Source organism: Acinetobacter sp. CIP A162, assembly GCF_000367905.1.
Classification (GTDB): domain Bacteria; phylum Pseudomonadota; class Gammaproteobacteria; order Pseudomonadales; family Moraxellaceae; genus Acinetobacter; species Acinetobacter lwoffii.
Genome location: NZ_KB849158.1, coordinates 487,129 through 506,635, shown reverse-complemented (window position 1 = coordinate 506,635; position 19,507 = coordinate 487,129). Strand labels below are relative to the sequence as shown.

Sequence of the window (19,507 nt, the reverse complement as noted above, 5' to 3'; positions counted from 1 at the left end):
CTTTTTTAATCACGATATATCAGTGCAATCAGCCAGCTGATGGGCAGAATAAATAAACGCCACCACGTGATTAATGGCCAATAAAAATACTCTCCAAATCTCAAGGTCGAGTCGAAACCTTGACGGCGACGTTCATGCGGGTAGGGAATAATGAAAACTGTTAAAACCATCAGAATGATGGCTGCGAGTAAAAGCAGGGGATTCTGTTGTTTGGCAAAGAAGAAGTAAAACAAATAAAGGGCTGAATAAAAAAACAGACATGCCAATAATGCAGAAATATTCATCACTCACCTTATGGATTTTTTTATTAGAATAATTTTTTGAATAGAGGGCTAAAAAGAAGAACCAGATTAATCTGATTCTTCTTGAATAACTGAATTGGTTTCGATTAGGCGGGTCACCAGCAACTGGTCAATTTTAAAATGATCGACATCCACCACTTCAAACTTATAAGCACCAAATATCACGGCATCTGCAGGACGTGGAATCTTGCGTAATTTATACATCATGAAGCCAGCGATGGTTTCATAGTTCTCATCATCAGGCATTTCATCAATTTCAAGCGCATGCTTGATGTCTTCAATCGGCGTGCTGCCTTCAATCAGCCAGGAATTATTGTCACGTTTAATAATTTGCTGATCGGCTTCAATAGGCGTCACCCAGTCACCCATCACGGTAATCATAATATCAGAAAGGGTAATCACGCCAACGACCAGCGCATATTCATTAATGACGACGGCAAACTTTTCCTTGGTGGAACGGAAACGGTCCAGAACTTCCGATAAGGTCAAAGTGTCAGGAATAGTCAGGACATTACGGATGGTATTTTCATTGAGTTGCAGCAGCGACTGGTTGTTCAGAATACGCACCAGAATGTCTTTGGCGTCGACATAGCCAATCACACTGTCAATGTCATTGCTACATACCAGAAACTTGGAATAGGGGTATTCCGCCAGCTTTTGCCGAATACTTTCTTCCGGTTCATTTAAGGTGAAGAACACCACATTTTCACGTGTGGTCATACTCGAAGGCACGTTACGTTCTTCCAGCTCGAATACGTTTTCAATGAAATGGTGTTCCTGTTTCTGGAGCACGCCTGCCTGTGCACCGGCATCCATCACTGCAGAAATATCATCAAAAGTAATATTGTCATCACGAATAGTATTTACTTTAAACAGACGGAACAGCATGTTGGCAATCGCATTGATAAACCAAGCCAAAGGTTTGCAGACTTTAATGAAAATCTGAATTGGCTCGATGACTGAGACTGCGATCTTTTCTGGCGCAATCATGGCCAGACGTTTCGGCATCAGGTCTGCAAATAAAATAAATAATGAAGTGACGACCGTAAAGGAAAGCGCAAAGCTGATATTGTCAGCCCAAGGTCCTTGGTAAAAGCGGGAAACAAAATTATAAATATAAGGACGGAAGGCACCTTCACCTAAAATACCACCAAGAATGGCAACTGCATTTAAACCAATTTGGGAGGCTGCAAAGAAGTCTGCAGAATTTTCTTGTAGATCTAAAACTTTTTGAGCGCGATGATCACCCGACTCAGCCAGAATTTTGAGTTTGACTTTACGGGCACCAGCGAGGGCGATTTCAGTTAAAGATAAAAAACCGGCCCCCGTGATGAGTATTAAGATAATCACAATATTTTGTAAGAGGCTCACAAATCCACCTGTGGATGAATAGTATCTTGGGATATTTTTAACACAAAAAAAGACTTGAGGTGTAACAATGACATCTCAAGTCTTCGAAGTATAATCTTAAAAAATAAGAATTTAGAAGATTTTGAGTTTAATAATGTGAAAATTGAGAATTATTGCTCAGGAATTCACGGTTTTCTTCTTCAATCATCTGGCGGGCGACATATAAAATCAGCTGACGTAACCAGCGATGCGCCGGATGATGATGCAATAAAGGACACCATGCCATTTTCAATTCAAATTCAGGAATATAAAACGGCGGATCTTTGAGAATTAAATTGTGATTCTTGGCTTGCAAACGTGCAATGCGTGAAGGCAGTGTTGCGACCAGATCGACATTGGCAGCCAATAACCCCGGCATCTGGTAGTGACGGGTAAAGACTGAGATTTTACGTTTCTGGCCAATACGTTCTAAAGCCTGATCGATCCAGCCTAAACCGGCCTGTTTTTCAGGATTTACCCCGAAGCCAACACCCATACCGGTTTTGGAAACCCAGATATGCTGTGCATCCAGGTAACTTTTAAGGTTTAAGTTGCTTGCGGCAGGATGCTTGTTATTTAAAAGGCAAGAAAAGCTGTCACGCCAGACCAAAACCTGATGAAAACTTTGCGGGATTTCATTAAAACGGTTGATTGCCAGATCGACCTTGCCTTGTTCCATGTCACGATATGACACGTCACTTGGCGTCAGGAAGTCTAATACCACGTTCGGTGCTTCTGAACGTAGGGCTTTAACCAGACGTGGAACCAGCGTGGCTTCTGCATAATCCGAGGTCATGATCCGGAAGACACGATTTGAGGTATATGGACGGAACTCGGTACGTGGTTCTAGGATCATCGACAGATCAGCGAGCGCATCTCGAATGCGGGGCTGCAATTCTAAGGCACGTTCAGTGGGTGTCATGCCTTCAGAAGAACGAATCAGGAGGGGATCATTAAATAAATTGCGTAATCGGCGTAAGATGTTACTCATGGCAGGCTGGGTAACGCCCAGTTGTTCTGCTGCACGTGTGACATTTTTTTCGCGAAGAAGTACATCAAGATAAATTAATAGATTGAGATCGACCCGCTCCAGATTCATAAAAGAAATACCGAGAATAAATACAAGAAATTATGAAGATTATGCCATAATTGCCGGGCCTTGTGTAAAGCGTCGATGAAAAAAAGCCATGTGCTCACTGATAAAGTTTACAAAATTAACACAGGCTTAAGCTCCATTATTCAAAGTGTACATAAGAGAAAAGATGCACGTTAAATAGAATATCATTTAGCCTTTTTATAGAGGGAAATGAAAACCATCTTTTCGCTTTAAAAGAACATGAGAAAGGCTGTTCTTACGTTCAGTATTTGAGTGAAAAGTACACTAAATCGAGAATTCATCAAGTTGAATAAATCATCAAAGATCAGTATTTTTTAAAGATAAAAGGGCATAAACCCCATATCCAGACTTAAGTCTAATGAATTATTTTTAAGCAACATGTGGAAATTTTATCCATTTTTATTTTTAAATAAATATATATAAAACATAATCTTAATTTAATCTATCAAGATTGTAATAAGACTTTGATCTACTCATTTTTTAAATAAATACTGAAGATTCTTGCAGACTATTGGATTAATTTTCATAAGCCCACTAATCTTTAGCTATCCCAACGGATCGTCGAAAATCTGAACAAGTCATTGAGGGTGTGATTTGAGCGGTTCGTTGCAGAAAAATCCTAATATTATTACAGGAATATATCATGACTACATACCAAACAGCGATTGATGCAATCCGCGAATTAAAAGCGAAATTCGGTAACACTTGGGCAGACATCAGTCCTGAAGATGCTGCGCGTATGCAACTTCAAAACCGTTTCAAAACTGGTTTAGACATTGCGAAATATACAGCGGCAATTATGCGTCGTGATATGGCTGCTTATGATGCAGACTCTAGCAAATACACTCAATCACTAGGTTGCTGGCACGGTTTCATCGCGCAACAAAAAATGATTGCGAACAAAAAATACTTCGGTACAACTGAACGTCGCTACATCTACCTTTCTGGTTGGATGGTTGCAGCGCTTCGTTCAGAATTCGGTCCACTTCCTGACCAATCTATGCACGAAAAAACGTCTGTTCCTGCATTGATCGAAGAAATCTACACATTCTTACGTCAAGCTGACGCGAAAGAATTAAACGACTTGTTCCGTGCACTTAAAAAAGCACAAGAAGCGGGCGACACTGCTAAAGCAGCTGAAATCACTTCACAAATTGACAACTTCCAAACTCACGTTGTGCCAATTATTGCGGACATCGACGCTGGTTTCGGTAACGAAGAAGCGACTTACTTACTTGCTAAGAAAATGATCGAAGCGGGTGCTTGTGCACTACAAATCGAAAACCAGGTTTCTGATGCGAAACAATGTGGTCACCAAGCTGGTAAAGTAACAGTTCCACACGAAGACTTCATCGCGAAAATCCACGCTCTTCGCTACGCATTCCTAGAAATGGGTCTTGATGACGGTATCATCGTTGCACGTACTGACTCTGAAGGCGCTGACTTGACTCAAAAAATCCCAGTGGTTAAAGAGCCAGGCGACATCGCTTCTCAATACATTAGCTACTTAGACACAACTGAAATCGACATTTCAGAAGCTCAAGAAGACGAAATTCTGATCAAGCGTGATGGTAAACTTCACCGTCCTAAACGTCTTGCTTCTGGTCTATACCAGTTCCGTGAAGGCACGCAAATCGACCGCGTTGTACTTGACTGTGTAACTAGCCTACAAAACGGTGCTGACTTGCTTTGGATCGAAACTGCGACGCCTAACGTTGCTGAAATCGCTCACATGGTTAACCGTGTACGTGAAACAGTTCCAAATGCGAAACTTGTTTATAACAACTCGCCTTCGTTCAACTGGACTTTAAACTTCCGTCAACAAGCGTATGACCGTTGGGTTGCTGAAGGTAAAGACGTTTCTGCTTACGACCGTGCTAAGTTAATGAGCGCTGAGTACGATGCAACTGAACTGGCTGCTGAAGCTGACGAAAAAGTTCGTACATTCCAAGCTGACGCTGCTCGTGAAGCGGGTGTGTTCCATCACTTGATCACACTTCCGACTTACCACACAGCTGCACTTTCTACTCATGAGCTTGCTCAAGGTTACTTCGGTACTGAAGGTATGTTGGCTTATGTTGCTGGCGTACAACGTAAAGAAATCCGCGGCGGTATCGCATGTGTTAAACACCAAGCAATGGCTGGTTCTGACATCGGTGATGACCACAAAGAAATCTTCGCTGGTGACAATGCATTGAAAGCTGGTGATGATTCTAAAAACACAATGAACCAGTTCAGCGCTTAATCCGCTCAATTGATTCACCAAAAAACCCTGCAGATGCAGGGTTTTTTGTTTGGAAAAATGCTATTAATAAATAGGGAAGAGCAATCTCAAGAATATGCTCAAGAGGGATTATCCATAATTTCTCCATGATTGGTTTTTATCGCAGTTTTTATGTGTTTAATTCTTGCATTCTAGTGCTATGTCACTGAATATTTGGATATAGCATGCTTATGTTCTGCATCAATTTACCCCTATTTAATTAAAAGTGACCCGGACTTATGCTGTCTAAATTTTTTATCCACCGCCCGATCTTCGCTGGGGTACTGGCGATTGTTGTCATGGCAATCGGCTTGTTCGCAGTGATGAACCTGCCAGTGGAACGTTATCCGGACATTGCCCCGCCAAGGATAACGGTGGCAGCAACTTATAGCGGTGCTTCTGCAGAAACTGTGGAAGAAAGTGTGACTCAAGTGCTGGAACAGCAAATCAAAGGCATTGATCATCTGCTGTATTTCAGTTCGAGTAGTGATTCTTCAGGGCGCAGCCGGGTCAGTATTAGCTTTGAAAATGGCACCAACCCAGATACTGCACAGGTTCAGGTACAAAATGCGATTAATGGGGTACTAAACCGATTACCGGAAGATGTACAACGCCAAGGCGTTAATGTCTTTAAATCGCTCGGTGATACCCATATGGTGATCAGCCTGTATGATGAGTCGGGGCGCAGCAACAATATTGAACTTTCCGACTATCTGATGACCCATCTGGAACAGGACATTTCCCGGATTGAAGGCATTGGTGAGGTGGATGTTTTTGGTTCACAATATGCGATGCGGATCTGGCTGAATCCGGCAAAATTGAAACAATATAACCTGATGCCAAGCGATGTGCGTGCTGCGATTGAAGCCCAGAATACTCAGGTTGCTGCTGGTGCGATTGGTGATCTTCCCGCCATAGACGAGCAATACCTGAATGCCAAAGTTACTTCGGGTTCACGGCTAAAAACTGTAGAAGAATTCCAGAATATTATTGTCAAATCGGATCGTGCCGGCAGCTTTATTTATTTGAAAGATATTGCGCGGGTAGAACTGGGTGCTGAAAATTATCAGTCTTATAGTACCAATAATGGTTATCCATCGGCTGGTCTAGGTATTTCACTGGCGTCAGGGGCCAATGCCATTGCCACCTCTAATCTGATTAAAGCTGAAATTGCCCGCATTTCACAGCAATTGCCTGAAGGCTATAAAATTGCCTATCCACGAGACAATACGCCTTTTGTACAAGAATCAATTAAAGAAGTGGTCAAAACCCTGATCGAAGCCGTGATCTTGGTCATCATTGTGATGTTCATTTTCTTGCAGAACTGGCGTGCCACTTTGATTCCTACCGTGACTGTTCCAGTGGTGATTTTGGGTACGATGGCGGTGCTGTATGCACTGGGTATGAGTATCAACACCTTAACCTTATTTGCGCTGGTTCTGGCGATCGGCCTGTTGGTGGATGATGCGATTGTTGTGGTGGAAAACGTCGAACGGTTGATGCATGAAAAGCAACTGTCCGCCAAAGACGCTGCCCTGGAATCCATGCAGGAAATTAGTGGGGCACTGATCGGGATTACTTTGGTCTTAACCGCAGTCTTTATTCCAATGGCTTTTTTTGGTGGATCGACTGGCGTGATCTATCGCCAGTTTTCTATCACTTTGGTTGCGGCCATGTCGCTGTCTTTAATGGTGGCATTGATTCTAACCCCAGCATTGTGCGCGCTTATCCTAAAACCGAATCCTAAACCGGCAAAATGGGCGTCCTGGTTTAATCAGAAACTGGATCATTTAAAACATCATTATCTGAATTTGTCTAAACTCACCATTCAGCGTCAGGCGATTTGTCTACTATTGTTTGCTGGATTGATCGGTGTGTTTGCGCTGTTCTATCGTGCTTTGCCGACCAGTTTCTTGCCGAGTGAGGATCAGGGGATCTTAAGCTTGCAAATCAAATTGCAGGAAGGCGCTCCGATGAAAAATACCATTCAGATCGGTGAAGAAGTTCGTAAGTATTTTCTGGATCAGGAACAAGCCAACGTCAATCTGGTGATGATCCGTTATGGGCGAAATTTCTCTGGAACTGGTCAGAATTTGGCGACCGGTTTTGTGGCATTAAAACATTGGGATGAGCGTTCCGGTCAGGACAATACTGCACAAGCGATTCGTGAACGGGCTTTGAAGCATTTCCAGAGTAATCGCAATGCACAAATTAATGTGTCCATGCCAGCTTCAGTCAATGGTTTGGGACAAACCGATGGTCTGGATTTCTGGATTCGAGACATCAATGGCAATGGCCGGCAATATCTGGAACAACAATTTAAAGCGCTGGAAGCTCGGGCAGGCAACTATACGAGCTTTGAAAATCTGGGCAAGCGTTCTAATCCTGACAAAGCAGAGCTACGCGTCAATATTGACCAGAAACAGGCCATGGCCAATGGCCTGACCCAATCGGCAATCAACAGTACCTTATCCAGCGCCTGGGGCGGCAGTTATATTAATGACTTTATTGATCGCGGCCGGATTAAACGGGTGATCATGCAGGGTGATGCTGAATTCCGTTCTAAGCCAGAAGATCTGGCGCAGTGGCATGTGCGAAATGACCAGAATCAGATGGTGCCTTTTAGCAACTTCTCGCAAGTGGGCTGGAGTGGTGGCCCTGAAGTGGTCAACCGTTTTATGGGTTATACCGCATTGCAAATGGAAGCGGATCGAGCCAAAGACAGCAGTTCCGGCCAGGCCATGCAGGATGTGGAAGCTTTGATTGCCGAGCAGGAGGGAGTCGATGTGGTCTGGAGCGGTCTTTCCTTTGAGGAAAAACAGTCCAATAATCAGGCGATCTGGCTGTATCTGATTTCAATCGGTTTTATTTTTCTCTGTCTGGCGGCTTTATATGAAAGCTGGAGCATTCCAACTGCTGTGATGTCGGCTATTCCACTGGGGATTGGCGGCAATATTATTTTCAGTTATCTGGCTGGTTTCCCGAATGATATCTATTTCCAGATTGCCTTGCTGACCACCATCGGTCTGTCCTGTAAGAATGCTATTCTGATTGTAGAATTTGCTTCATTAGCGCAGCAACAAGGCAAATCGGTAGTAGAAGCCGCACTAGAAGGTGCGTCTTTACGTCTACGTCCAATTTTGATGACTTCTTTGGCCTTTGGCGCAGGGATTTTACCGCTGGTCTTTGCTACAGGCGCTGGTGCGGTGAGTCGTCAGGAAATTGGCGTGAGTGTATTTGGTGGTGTCATTTTTGGAACATTGCTGGTGCTGATTTTTATTCCATTTATGTATGTTTTAATTCGTCGCTTGATAAAGAAAAAACCAATTATTGAATAAATTTATGGTTTTTTTATAAAAAGCCTGACTCAGTCAGGCTTTTTTCTGGCTAAATATCGAGGATTTGATTAATACAAAAAATATCGTCATATTGCAGCATGATCATTAAAATTATTCACATGAAAAATTAGGATACAGGGATCAGGACAAACATCTCTTGAATGCCAGACTTTTATAATGAGCTGCTTATGCCGACAATTTCAGAAAAAATCCAGCATATCCAACAACAATTACATTCTGAAAATCACGCCAGCACTGTAAGTTTACTCAGTCAGCTGAATGTCGCCGATCAGGCGCGCATTTTAAGCCGTTTAGATGCTCGGCAACAGGCCCGAATTTTAAGGCAACTGAATGAACCGAGCTTGGTCTATGCTTTTATGCCCCTAGGGCAGCAGTTAAACGTGGCACAGCACTTATCTATTTCAGAACTTGTTCCCATTCTGGACGCAATGCCCTCTGATGATTTTGTCGATATTTATAAGCAGTTTTCGCCGCCGCTACAGCTGCAATTGATGAGCGCATTATCTGAAGAATCCCAGCAGACACTCAAAGATCTGGCCATCTATCCGGAAGGTACAGCGGGTGCCATGATGAGCTCAAGTTTTGTGACGCTCTCACCCGATTTAACCATGGATGAAGCGATACAGGCTTTACGTGTGGTGGCCGCCGGGCAGGAAACCCTGTATTTGATTTATATTGTCGATGCAGAAGAACGGCTGATCGGTGTGATTTCCTTAAGGCAGATCATACAGGCCTTACCTGAGCTGAGCATTGCCGAGGTGATGCAACGTGACGTCATTTCTGCTCAGGTAACAGATGATCAGGAAATTGTAGCTCGAGCCTTGGCCTACTATGATTTTATTGCTCTGCCTGTAGTTGATGCACAGCAAAAACTCTTAGGAATTGTCACCTATGACGATGCAATGGACATTGTCGAAGCCGAAACCACGGAAGATATTTTAAAGTCGGGTGCAGTAACGCCGTTGACTGAAATGAGCCTTAAAACTGCCCCGATTTTGACCCTGTATCAGAAGCGGGTCTTTTGGCTGGTCATTCTAGTTTTTGGCAGTCTGCTCTCTGGAATCGGCATTGCACACTTTGAAGAGATCATTGCCGCACATATCGTGCTGGTATTTTTCTTGCCGCTTTTGGTGGGGAGTGGCGGGAATGCCGGTTCGCAATCAGCCACCTTGATGGTGCGTGCTTTGGCCACAGGCGATGTCGAGTTCAAGGACTGGTTTAACCTGCTCAGTCGTGAATCGCTGGTGGCGCTATGTTTAGGTGGCACCATGGCGATTGCGGTATCCATTCTGGGTTATATTCGGGGAGATATCATGGTCGCTGTGGTGCTGGCCATCAGTATGCTCGGGATTGTGTTGATGGGCTGCCTGATCGGCATGAGTCTGCCTTTTATTTTAAATAAACTCAAACTTGATCCTGCCAGTGCTTCGGCGCCATTGGTGACTTCCATCTGCGATGCTACCGGTGTGATTCTGTATTTATTTGTGGCTTCCAAATTATTGTTTTAATTCACAGATTGATACAACAGCCTAGAAAAAATGCTTTATGCTCATGAAAATCAGCATTATTTCTGGAATAACCTATGCCTGAGTCTGGACAAAAACCAAAACTAAGCCAACAAGAGGTGATACGTCTGGAACGTGATCTGGCCAAGTTTGCCAATATAATGGATTCCGTAGTACGTATTCCGTTTACCAAGCAAGGAGTAGGGGCAGACGCGGCTTTGAGTACGATTCCGGTTGCTGGAGATATTGCCGGTTTTATATTGACCTGTTATGCCATTCATAAGGCCAAACAGATCGGGGTGCCGAGTGCCAAACTCAATCCAGTGATAAAGATGGCGGCGATCGATGCGGTAGTAGGATTTATTCCGGTGGCGGGCACAGTCTTTGATATTTTTATTCGGCCCAGTCGCAAAGCGCTCGATGTCGTGCACCTGCATATTCGCGAGGAATATCAGATTAATAGCGATCGACATGTGGTGCATCCATTTTTGCATGAAAATCTGGAACGCAAAAAACAGCAATCTGGATTCTGGCGCAATCCTGTGGTGGCCTGGATCTGGATTCATATCCCTGATATTTTAGGCACTTTATTCCTGATTCTATTTGTCTTCGCGATCGGGTGGGGTGCTATGGCGCTGTATCAATGGTTCAGCCAATGATAGGTCAGCTAAAGAATAATTAAATCCAATAAAAAAAGCCTACAATTGCAGGCTTTTCTTGAATCAAAACTAAAGTTTTACTTAAGCACAATCTAGTTGTTGCAATGCAGCGACACGCTGTTCGATGCTTGGATGCGTCTGGAACAATGCAGCAAGGCTAAAGCCTTCTTCTTTACCCGCAGAAATCGCAAATGCTTTCATTTCTTTCGGCATGGCATCTGGCATTTCAGATTCTGCCTGTAAGCGCAGTAATGCTGAAATCATGGCTTGTTTACCTGCCAGACGTGCACCTGCTTCATCAGCACGGTATTCACGGTGACGAGAGAACCACATCACAATCGACGACGCCAAAATACCGAATACGATATCCAGCACAATAGTAATCACGAAATAGGCAATACCCGGGGCTTCACCTTCTTCACGACCAAAGACATTGCGGTCAATAAAATCGCCCGCGACACGTGCGAAGAACATCACGAAGGCGTTCACAACACCTTGGATCAGTGCCAGAGTGACCATGTCACCATTGGCGACGTGACCAATCTCATGCGCCAATACTGCACGAAGTTCGTCTTTGTTCATACGCTCAAGCAAGCCGGTTGATACCGCAACGAGAGCATCGTTTTTGTTCCAGCCAGTGGCAAAGGCATTCGACTGGTAAGAGGGGAAAATACCCACTTCCGGCATTTTAATGCCTGCACGCTGAGAAAGTTGTGCAACTTCTTGGAGCAACCAGGCTTCAGCTTGGTTACGAGGTGCATTCGGGTCAATCAGTTCAGTACCCGTGGTCTTTTTCGCCATCCATTTAGACATGAACAGGGAAATCATTGAGCCGACCATACCGAACACAAAACAGATGACCAACAGGTTGCCTAGATTCAAGCCACCTGCGCCATGGTAACTACCGACACCGAAGAGTGACAAGATAATGCCAGCTACAACCAGTACCGCGAGGTTGGTTAGCAAGAACAAACCAATCCGCATCATTGAGAAATCCTCTTATTACAGAAAAATAATCTGATTATTAAATGTAAATCATTGAAATCAATATGCGGTGAAATCGAGAAGAATTCAAGGAAAAAATAGCATTTGGCTACAAAAAACACAGGATATTTTTTGTGCAAATTGAAACATAGGTCTTTAAAAACAAAGCTGTTTAGGAGTTATTCACTTAAATATATTTTTGCAGATGCTGACGCATTCGCGGTGGCATATGAGCCTGCCGGTGCATCGGTGAAACTGCCATCCGCTTGAGCAATGATCTGACGCTGATATTTTGCAGCCTGAATATTGGAAGCTGTGGTGGTTTCAGTCGAATAATTGTCAGAACTGGCAATCACACGACCATTATCAGAAGATGCTGTATAGGCAGCACTAGTATTGCCAATTCCCTGAGCATATAAGTTCTGATAACGGCTGCTGACACGACGGACATAGTCCTGAGTTTCACGAAACGGTGGCACACCCTTATATTTGGCGACATTGCCTTCACCGGCATTATAGCCTGCCAGTGCCAAGGTGGTATTACCATTAAACCGTTTTAATAACCAGGCCAGATATTTGGCGCCTGCCATAATATTCTGCTGCGGGTCATAAGCGTTGCTGACATTAAAACGACGGGCAGTCGCCGGCATGAGTTGCATTAAGCCCTGTGCACCGACTGGAGAGCGTGCCTGTACATTAAAACCGGATTCGGTATGCATCACGGCTTTAATCAAGCCTTCAGACACGCCATAGGTTTGTGCTGCCTGACGAATAATCGAGTCATAGGCATTTTTATTTCTACTATAGCTAGGCAATACAGAAGCTTCACTCGAGCCCCAGTTGCTATAACTGTGAATATTGCTGTCTGGATAATAGGTTTTCTTTTCTACCTGTAGATGGTTATAGCGACTTTTCTTATTGGTCAATAAAGTACTGCCATTACTGTCACGTAACTGATAGATCGTTTGACCGGCATAAGCAAAGTGACAACAGCTTGCCAATAGCAAACCACTGATCCCATAACGCCCCAAAACATGCACATTTATTTTCATTGTTTATATTAAGTAAACACAAGCGAGAAAAATTCAATAAAGAGTTTAACAAAAAATTACGGAATGAAAAGACTTGTGCGCTGCATTTATAAACGAGTTTGTAAATGCAAGTCATTTTTTACATTTTAGCAGTAGAAAAAAAAATATGATTTAATTTAAAACCTTAGGCTTGACAGGTTTAACTAATTGATTTTTATAAATAATTAAATTGATCAAAAAATGATCAATTCAAAGAAAAGCCTTATCTTTTGAGCCGGACAAGTTGTCAAGTCTGTTTCAATCCACAAAGTTATCCACAGCTTTTGTGGACAACTGTGGAAAAGTCCAAAAGATAAGCATCTTGACTAAAAAATGAACGCAATCGTTCAATATATCAATCTAAATAAAACATGAAAATGAAACTAATAAGACATTTTCATGAAAATAAATTCTTTTGATGCGATAGCGGTCTGAATCGGCTAAAATTGCGCGGTATTTTTTTTATGGGTTAATCTCGTCTATGTACTCGCCAGTTGAGTCCGAACAAGGATTTAATTTCAAACCTGAACTGCCAACAAGCTCAGCCTACTACCGTTTGTTGAAGAAGCTTCGCCGCCAGGTCGGACATGCCATTCGTGACTTCAAGATGATTGAAGAAGGCGATAAGGTCATGGTGTGTATTTCTGGTGGTAAAGACAGTTATACCCTGTTGGATATCCTGCTACAGTTCAAGCGCATCGCACCGATCAATTTCGATGTAGTGGCTGTAAATCTGGATCAGAAACAGCCAGGCTTCCCTGAAGATGTTCTACCGCGTTATTTAGAAGAAAATAATATTCCGTATTACATTCTGGAAAAAGACACCTACAGCATTACCAAAAAACTGACGCCAGAAGGCAAAACCTATTGTGCAGTCTGTTCGCGTTTGCGTCGTGGTTCTTTATACGGTTTTGCGCAGGAAATTGGCGCGACCAAAGTTGCTTTAGGCCATCATCGTGATGATATCTTGGCGACTTTCTTCCTGAACCTGTTCCATGGCGGCAGCTTGAAAGCTATGCCACCAAAACTGTTGTCTTCAGACAAAAAGAACATTCTGATTCGCCCACTGGCCTATGTGGAAGAAAAAGACATCATCAAATATGCAGAAATGCGTCAATTTCCAATTATTCCATGTAATTTATGTGGCTCTCAGGACAACCTGCAGCGCGCAATTATCAATGACATGTTACGTGATTGGGATAAAGCACATCCAAAACGTCTGCACAGCATTTTTGGCGCATTGCAAAATGTTTCGCCATCGCAGCTGGTCGATCGTGAATTATTTGATTTTGAAGTGCTGGACAGCCAGCGTGAATTCGACTTCAAAGGCGGTGATTCAACTGAAGAAGCTGTGGAAGGCGAGAACCGTCGGATCAATATGGTCAATCTGGGCTTTGCTGCAGACTAATTTTAGAACGTGTAGACATCAGCCTGCGGGTTGATGTCTGCTTATAAACATAAATAAAAATAGAACTACAAAAATTGAACGGCGCGTACAAAATTCGTTAGCCTTTGCGCTAATGATCATGATATAACAAAGCACAAGCATAATAGCTTCAACATGATGTCGTCTGGATAGTCGACACAAATGAACAAATAATTTGAGGAAAGATCATGCCTGCTTTTTTAACTGATGATTGGTTTTCAACTGTAGAAACTCTAACTGCGCAAGCTGGCGATTTGAATTTGCCACCAGCTTTGGCGAACCTTGCGATTAATTTGGTTGTAGCGGACACTACAGGTAATACTGAACTATCTTTAGATGGTGGGGCAATCAAAAAAGGTTTGTCTTCAAATGCCAAAACTACGCTGAATATGGATGGCGAAACTCTACGTAAAGTTTTTCTAGAGTTTGATATGGCTGCTGCGATGCAGGCCTTCATGACAGGTAAAATCAAAGTACAGGGTGATATGTCACAATTGATGGCACTTCAAACTGCAAAACCAAGTCAGGAACAAAAAGATTTGTTCAAGAAAGTACTTGAAAATACCACGGCTTAATTCTGCTAAGACATTCGCCCGAATAAAGACCAAAAAAGCTTACCCTGAGGTAAGCTTTTTTTATGGCATTTTGATTAACGCTAAGATTTCAGCTTAGATATTCACCAATTGCGGTGTAGTCTTGATATGCTCCAGATAAGCACGAATACGGGTTACATATTGCACCGCTTGACGGTAACGACCATTATTGGCCTTATTCTGATCCAGATAGGCATATAAGTTCACCCAGTTATTCGGGTTCTTGCCTTGCGACTGAATGCGCTTTTGCAACTGATTCACTGCACCTGGGCCCATATTATAAGCTACCAGTGCAAACCAGTTTCGATCTGGAAAAGGAATATGCTCATAGCGACTAAGCATTTGATCATAATACTTGGCGCCACCCTGAATGCTTTGAGCCGGATCGGTACGGTTACTCACACCCATGGCTTTGGCTGTACTGTTGGTCAGCATCATCAAACCACGCACACCCGTCGGAGAAACTGAATTCGGTTTCAGATAAGATTCCTGATAACCAATGGCCGCCAGTAAATGCCAATCCAGATTATACTGCTGAGCTGTCTGTTTAAAGCTCGCTTCATAGATCGGCAGACGGTTGTTCAAATCACGTTGAATGGTGGTCCAGGATTCCTCTTTCACCACATTCTGATTATAAAATGAAGCAAGCTGCTTCATGGCACCACTTTGTTTGCCTTTGCAGACAAAAGCACTGGCCGTCTGGCTCAAAGGATCTGTAGCAGATTTAAACACTAGATTTAAATTGGTATTCAAGCCATTACTTGACAGAATCGATTCATCGCCACAAGTGGCCGAGAATGACGTCAAACGCTTGTTTTCAATGGTGCGTATATCGGTAGTCGTCATGGCCAGATTGGCTTTACCCTGAGCAACCCATTGTAGTGCCGTATTATTATCAGGAACGATTTTAAAATCGAGCTTTACATTCAGATTGTTAGCATAGTTACGAACCAGATCATAACCGAAGCCATGTAGATGTTGTCCATCCTGGAATACGGTAGTCGGATTTTCAACCGCAACCACGGTCAACTTATTGCTATTGACCACATGATCAAACTGAAGTGTGGTCTTACTTGCATTGATACTGTGTAGGGGAATAAATGCAGTGCTCAGTACAAGTGCTTTCAAAGGGAGAGAAGAAATTACAGATCTTAGGCAAAGCCTCGACCCAGTGGATGAACTACTGTGCATGTTGTCTCCGCTACAAGTAATTTATGCCCTAAAAATCACAGCCAACAAAGCCAGAAATTTTAACAGTTTGATAAATTCAATAAGGGTTGGGCAGTCATGACGTCATTCAAAATGACAAGAGATTTAAAGATAATTATGTAGAAAAACTACATAGATTAAAAAGTAAGCATTTCCGGAAGTTGCTGGCATATTAATGATCTAAAAAACGATTGTCAAATTTTGTACACAAATTATTTTTAAAAATAATTTTAAGATACTGAAATATAAAGTTAATTTTTTTGGAATTTTGCCATTGTGTTAAAATGGTAAATAAAATAAGCTGTTTGTAAGTTAAAACACTGAAAATATGATCAGCAAGACGTATGAAATCCAACTTAATCACCCGTGCTGGACACGATAAATTGGTGGCAGAACTTAAGAATCTCTGGCATGAAGAGCGCCCTGAAATTACCAAAAAAGTAAACTGGGCCGCTAGTCTCGGCGACCGTTCTGAAAATGCAGACTACCAATATAACAAGCAAATTTTGCGTAAAATTGATCGACGGGTCAGGTATCTCGGCAAGCGCCTCGAAGAGCTGAAAATTATAGATTTTTCCCCGGAGCAAGAGGGCAAGGTCTATTTTGGTGCCTGGGTGGACATTGAAAATGAAGAAGGTGAACAAAAAACTTTACGTATTGTCGGTGTAGATGAAATTTATGATCATCATCCGCAGCATATTTCGATCAGTTCACCGATGGCACGCGCGTTATTAGGCAAGCAGGTCGATGATGAGGCCGAGGTATTGACCCCCTCCGGCAAGAAACTTTGGTTCATCAACTCAATTCGTTATGAAAAGCCAGAAAATTCAGCAGATTAATGTAATTGATTTTATTTTGTGCAGTTGATGCAGTGAAAGCATAAAAATATTTGCCAAGCATGATTTTTGTTTATATCATGTCGGCCATGGAAGCGTGGCAGAGCGGTTTAATGCACCGGTCTTGAAAACCGACGAGGGTGTGAGTCCTCCGTGAGTTCGAATCTCACCGCTTCCGCCAAATTTTAAAAACCCAGTCAATTTGACTGGGTTTTTTTATGTCTGAATATTTTTTCAGTTGTTGATCCGCTTGATGCTGAATGTGATTATTTCTCTCATTATTCTCTACTGAGTTAAATACAACTCAAGATCATTTCAAGATTCAAATCTTTGAATGAAAATGCCCAGGTTGGCTTTGATTTCGGATGATTTTTAGCTGAATAAGCCGCTTTTTATAGAAGTTTCGCTAAATTTTATTGCCAAAAATCTAATTTATTTATATGATGGCGGCCAAGGAAGCGTGGCAGAGCGGTTTAATGCACCGGTCTTGAAAACCGACGAGGGTGTGAGTCCTCCGTGAGTTCGAATCTCACCGCTTCCGCCAAATTTTTAAAACCCCAGTCGAAAGATTGGGGTTTTTCTTTTTAGGCTGCAGATCTTGAATATTAAATTCTTCAGTCCTGAACTTAATTCATAAAATCTTGAAAAATGGACGTATCGGCCAAATATAGAGTCAGAGGCGTCAACGCGCTATTATACGCCCAAGCATCATATGGATCTCATTATGAAAATTGTCGCAGATGAAAATCTGGCATTTACCGATTATTTCTTTTCCGAATTTGGTGACATTCAACATTGTGCAGGGCGAACCTTAAGCGCAGATGATGTCAAAGATGCCGATAGCTTGCTGGTACGTTCAGTGACTCAGGTCAATGAAGTACTGCTACAGAATAGTTCGATCAAATTTGTGGGCAGTGCCACCATTGGTACAGATCATTTGGATATTGCTGCATTAGAACAACATGGGATTCAGTGGAGTAATGCAGCCGGCTGTAATGCGCAAGCAGTGGCTGAATATGTCATTACCGCATTATTGCAGGTACGTCCTGAATTACTCGATGCCAATACGACATTTACCCTGGGTATTGTCGGTTTGGGTAATGTCGGAACCCGACTGGCTTATATGGCGAAGCTCTTGGGCTGGCGCGTGATCGGTTGCGATCCTTTTGTGCAAAGAGAGCAGGTTGATCAAGTCGAATTTCATGAACTGCTGCAGCAGGCGGACGCCGTTTCAATTCATGTCCCTTTAACCAAAACAGGCATATATCCAACCTATCATTTATTTAATGCTACTGCGTTGGCAAAAATGCAGCCTGACGCGATCCTGATTAACTCAGCGCGTGGGCCAGTGATTGAAGAAACTGCCTTAATTCAAGATATTAAAGCGACACAACGCCCCGTAATTTTGGATGTTTTTGAACACGAACCGCTGATTTCAGCAGAACTTCTGGATCTGGTGACTTTGGTGACTCCGCATATTGCCGGCTATAGCCTGGAAGGCAAGGCACGTGGTACCCAGATGATTTACGAAGCTTTTTGTCAAACTTTCGGTTTTGCAGCCAATAAACAGTTTGAATCCCAGCTGCCTATCTGTGAGCAGTTTTTTCAGGGGCAGGATTTAAAAATGGCATTGCAACAGCATTTATCCCAAATTTATGACATTGCTCGTGATGATGCCAATCTACGTGCCTGTCTCAAAGAAGGCAAAATCGATCAGCAGGCATTTGATCATTTACGTAAAACCTATCCGCTGCGTCGTGAGTGGGCAGCACATGGTGGGCCGAAGGCATGACGATGACGTATCAACCCACTTGTGACCTTCAAGCCATGCGTGCACGGGCGACCTTATATCGTCAAATCCGTCAATTTTTCGCTGAGCGGGATGTATTAGAGGTGGAAACACCGATTTTGTCTCAAGCCGGTGTGACCGATGTGCATTTAGCCTCGGTACAGGCACAGCGCCATGTGCTGGGTAAACTGAATACGCATTATTTGCAGACCTCACCCGAATTTGCTATGAAGCGCTTATTGGCCAGTGGTAGTGGACCCATTTACCAAATCTGTAAGGTCTTCCGCAATGATGAGCATGGACGCAAGCACAATAGCGAATTCACCATGCTGGAATGGTATCGCCCGGGATTTAGCTTAAAAGATCTGATGTTTGAAGTATCGGATTTGCTGAATGTGACTTTGAAAGCACGTTTTGGCGAAATCCGTCCGACCATTCTAAGCTATAAACATGCTTTCATGGATCGTCTGGATCTCAATCCACTTCAAGCCACTTTACAGGAACTGAAAGATTGCTGCCGCCGCGTTGGACTCAATCTGGATTTAGGCGAGGATCGTCTCGGTTATATCGACCTGTTATTTTCACATATGGTTGAACCTAGTCTGGGTTTTGATACTGCAGTATTCCTGACTGATTTCCCCCCTGAAATGGCATCACTGGCCAAAACCCGAACCGATGAAGATGGTGAACTGGTCGCCGCACGTTTTGAATTGTATATCGAAGGTTTAGAATTGGCCAATGCCTATGATGAGCTGATTGATGCCGACGTATTGCGTTCGCGCTTTGAGGCGGATAATGCAGAACGGGCCAAGCTGGGCTTGCATGTCATGCCGATCGATAAATATCTATTGGCAGCTTTACCGAATATGCCGGAATGTTCTGGAATTGCCCTTGGAATTGACCGTTTGTTGATGATTGCAACCAATCAAATGAAACTGGAGCAAGTGATTACTTTTCCGGCAGATATTTCCTGATGGTACTGATCCAATATTTCTTAATTCCTTTT

15 protein-coding genes and 2 tRNA genes are annotated in these 19,507 nt (G+C 43.1%); 11 read left to right on the top strand and 6 right to left on the bottom strand.

Annotation, left to right across the window (positions count from 1 at the left end; translation table 11 throughout):
• Positions 1-5: 5 nt before the first annotated feature.
• The 3 genes from F995_RS05065 to F995_RS05055 form a co-directional block, all read right to left on the bottom strand.
• Positions 6-284 carry a hypothetical protein gene (locus F995_RS05065; RefSeq protein ID WP_004645748.1) on the bottom strand — a complete coding sequence of 93 codons (279 nt, stop codon included), beginning with the start codon at positions 282-284 and terminating at the stop codon, positions 6-8.
• A gap of 66 nt (positions 285-350) precedes the next feature.
• Entirely contained in the window at positions 351-1,673 is a 1,323-nt protein-coding gene (locus F995_RS05060; protein WP_004280552.1) for a polyamine export protein PaeA, read from the bottom strand.
• 127 nt (positions 1,674-1,800) lie between these two features.
• Positions 1,801-2,790 carry a LysR family transcriptional regulator gene (locus F995_RS05055; protein WP_004280551.1) on the bottom strand — a complete coding sequence of 330 codons (990 nt, stop codon included), beginning with the start codon at positions 2,788-2,790 and terminating at the stop codon, positions 1,801-1,803.
• Positions 2,791-3,451: 661 nt separating this feature from the next.
• On the opposite strand from F995_RS05055, the gene F995_RS05050 reads away from it, so the two are divergent.
• The 4 genes from F995_RS05050 (at position 3,452) to F995_RS05035 (ending at position 10,594) form a co-directional block, all read left to right on the top strand.
• The gene (locus F995_RS05050) at positions 3,452-5,053 is read left to right on the top strand and encodes an isocitrate lyase (protein ID WP_004280550.1); all 1,602 of its coding nucleotides are present in this window, start codon (positions 3,452-3,454) and stop codon (positions 5,051-5,053) included.
• Between the two features lie 257 nt (positions 5,054-5,310).
• A complete protein-coding gene (locus F995_RS05045; protein WP_004645747.1) occupies positions 5,311-8,409 on the top strand; it encodes a multidrug efflux RND transporter permease subunit in 3,099 nt (1,032 codons plus the stop codon).
• Positions 8,410-8,597: 188 nt separating this feature from the next.
• Positions 8,598-9,938 carry a magnesium transporter gene (gene mgtE / locus F995_RS05040; protein ID WP_004645745.1) on the top strand — a complete coding sequence of 447 codons (1,341 nt, stop codon included), beginning with the start codon at positions 8,598-8,600 and terminating at the stop codon, positions 9,936-9,938.
• A gap of 74 nt (positions 9,939-10,012) precedes the next feature.
• The gene (locus F995_RS05035) at positions 10,013-10,594 is read left to right on the top strand and encodes a DUF4112 domain-containing protein (RefSeq protein WP_004645744.1); all 582 of its coding nucleotides are present in this window, start codon (positions 10,013-10,015) and stop codon (positions 10,592-10,594) included.
• 81 nt (positions 10,595-10,675) lie between these two features.
• Here F995_RS05035 and htpX read toward each other — a convergent pair whose 3' ends face one another.
• Both htpX and F995_RS05025 read right to left on the bottom strand, forming a co-directional pair.
• A complete protein-coding gene (gene htpX, locus F995_RS05030; protein WP_004280540.1) occupies positions 10,676-11,581 on the bottom strand; it encodes a protease HtpX in 906 nt (301 codons plus the stop codon).
• A gap of 176 nt (positions 11,582-11,757) precedes the next feature.
• Positions 11,758-12,630 carry a lytic transglycosylase domain-containing protein gene (locus tag F995_RS05025; protein ID WP_004645743.1) on the bottom strand — a complete coding sequence of 291 codons (873 nt, stop codon included), beginning with the start codon at positions 12,628-12,630 and terminating at the stop codon, positions 11,758-11,760.
• Positions 12,631-13,129: 499 nt separating this feature from the next.
• On the opposite strand from F995_RS05025, the gene ttcA reads away from it, so the two are divergent.
• A complete protein-coding gene (gene ttcA / locus F995_RS05020) occupies positions 13,130-14,056 on the top strand; it encodes a tRNA 2-thiocytidine(32) synthetase TtcA (protein WP_004280538.1) in 927 nt (308 codons plus the stop codon).
• A 206-nt stretch (positions 14,057-14,262) separates the two neighbouring features.
• Positions 14,263-14,649, top strand: coding sequence for an SCP2 sterol-binding domain-containing protein (locus F995_RS05015; RefSeq protein WP_004280536.1), 387 nt, complete (start codon positions 14,263-14,265; stop codon positions 14,647-14,649).
• A gap of 93 nt (positions 14,650-14,742) precedes the next feature.
• Here the strand turns inward: F995_RS05015 and F995_RS05010 are convergent, their stop codons facing one another.
• Complete coding sequence (locus F995_RS05010; RefSeq protein WP_004645742.1) at positions 14,743-15,858, bottom strand: MltF family protein; 1,116 nt, start codon at positions 15,856-15,858, stop codon at positions 14,743-14,745.
• A gap of 362 nt (positions 15,859-16,220) precedes the next feature.
• Here F995_RS05010 and greB point away from each other — a divergent pair, with 362 nt between their 5' ends.
• From greB to epmA, 5 genes are all read left to right on the top strand, one after another.
• Positions 16,221-16,715: a transcription elongation factor GreB gene (gene greB / locus F995_RS05000; RefSeq protein WP_004645740.1), complete on the top strand. Its 495-nt coding sequence runs from the start codon at positions 16,221-16,223 to the stop codon at positions 16,713-16,715.
• An 88-nt stretch (positions 16,716-16,803) separates the two neighbouring features.
• A tRNA-Ser gene (locus F995_RS04995) sits at positions 16,804-16,893 on the top strand.
• 273 nt (positions 16,894-17,166) lie between these two features.
• Positions 17,167-17,256 (top strand) — tRNA-Ser (locus tag F995_RS04990).
• A gap of 180 nt (positions 17,257-17,436) precedes the next feature.
• Positions 17,437-18,504 (top strand): 4-phosphoerythronate dehydrogenase, encoded by a 1,068-nt coding sequence (locus F995_RS04985; RefSeq protein WP_004645739.1) that lies wholly within the window; start codon positions 17,437-17,439, stop codon positions 18,502-18,504.
• Positions 18,501-19,475 carry an EF-P lysine aminoacylase EpmA gene (gene epmA, locus F995_RS04980; RefSeq protein ID WP_004645738.1) on the top strand — a complete coding sequence of 325 codons (975 nt, stop codon included), beginning with the start codon at positions 18,501-18,503 and terminating at the stop codon, positions 19,473-19,475. Before F995_RS04985 ends, epmA begins: the two co-directional genes overlap by 4 nt.
• Positions 19,476-19,507 lie beyond the last annotated feature (32 nt).

Coding starts and splice junctions, on each gene's coding strand:
- F995_RS05010 (WP_004645742.1), bottom strand. CDS start 15,858: ATGCACAGTAGTTCATCCACTGGGTCGAGGCTTTGCCTAAGATCTGTA.
- F995_RS04985 (WP_004645739.1), top strand. CDS start 17,437: ATGAAAATTGTCGCAGATGAAAATCTGGCATTTACCGATTATTTCTTT.
- mgtE (WP_004645745.1), top strand. CDS start 8,598: ATGCCGACAATTTCAGAAAAAATCCAGCATATCCAACAACAATTACAT.
- htpX (WP_004280540.1), bottom strand. CDS start 11,581: ATGATGCGGATTGGTTTGTTCTTGCTAACCAACCTCGCGGTACTGGTT.
- F995_RS05025 (WP_004645743.1), bottom strand. CDS start 12,630: ATGAAAATAAATGTGCATGTTTTGGGGCGTTATGGGATCAGTGGTTTG.
- epmA (WP_004645738.1), top strand. CDS start 18,501: ATGACGATGACGTATCAACCCACTTGTGACCTTCAAGCCATGCGTGCA.
- F995_RS05065 (WP_004645748.1), bottom strand. CDS start 284: ATGAATATTTCTGCATTATTGGCATGTCTGTTTTTTTATTCAGCCCTT.
- F995_RS05045 (WP_004645747.1), top strand. CDS start 5,311: ATGCTGTCTAAATTTTTTATCCACCGCCCGATCTTCGCTGGGGTACTG.
- F995_RS05015 (WP_004280536.1), top strand. CDS start 14,263: ATGCCTGCTTTTTTAACTGATGATTGGTTTTCAACTGTAGAAACTCTA.
- ttcA (WP_004280538.1), top strand. CDS start 13,130: ATGTACTCGCCAGTTGAGTCCGAACAAGGATTTAATTTCAAACCTGAA.
- F995_RS05055 (WP_004280551.1), bottom strand. CDS start 2,790: ATGAATCTGGAGCGGGTCGATCTCAATCTATTAATTTATCTTGATGTA.
- F995_RS05050 (WP_004280550.1), top strand. CDS start 3,452: ATGACTACATACCAAACAGCGATTGATGCAATCCGCGAATTAAAAGCG.
- F995_RS05035 (WP_004645744.1), top strand. CDS start 10,013: ATGCCTGAGTCTGGACAAAAACCAAAACTAAGCCAACAAGAGGTGATA.
- greB (WP_004645740.1), top strand. CDS start 16,221: ATGAAATCCAACTTAATCACCCGTGCTGGACACGATAAATTGGTGGCA.